This is a genomic window from Yoonia sp. R2-816, from assembly GCF_046762905.1.
Classification (GTDB): Bacteria; Pseudomonadota; Alphaproteobacteria; order Rhodobacterales; family Rhodobacteraceae; genus Yoonia.
Genome location: NZ_JBKQXN010000194.1, coordinates 1 through 419, shown reverse-complemented (window position 1 = coordinate 419; position 419 = coordinate 1). Strand labels below are relative to the sequence as shown.

Below are 419 nucleotides of genomic sequence, written 5' to 3'. Positions count from 1 at the left end.
CGCCCGTTTCTCCGACTGGAAGTCCTCCGTGTTCGACTCCGTGCCAGTAGCCAACGGGACGTACACCACGCTGTTCCGCTCTAGTTTCACCTCCGGTATCACCGCCGGTATCGCCGCCAGTATCTCCACCTTGGTCCATGCCACCGCCGGTCACCGCACCTGAGGCCCCTCCGCGAACACCACCCGATACCCCACCGGTCTCACCGCCAGTGTCGCCGCCGGTCTCTCCACCATGGTCGCCGCCGGGGTCCCCGCCCTGTCCGCTCCCCCCTCCTCTCTCACCACCTGTGTCGCCGCCATTATCCCCACCCGTATCACCGCCAGTGTCTCCGCCATGGTCGCCGCCGTGGTCCATGCCACCGCCAGTATCCCCACCAGTGTCGCCACCGGTATCACCGCCAGTGTCGCCGCCGGTATCT

Annotated in this window: 1 pseudogene; it reads right to left on the bottom strand. The window is 67.1% G+C overall.

What is annotated here, in order from left to right:
- Positions 1-419 (bottom strand): annotated as a pseudogene (locus ACFWW2_RS12060) (hypothetical protein); the annotation flags it as partial.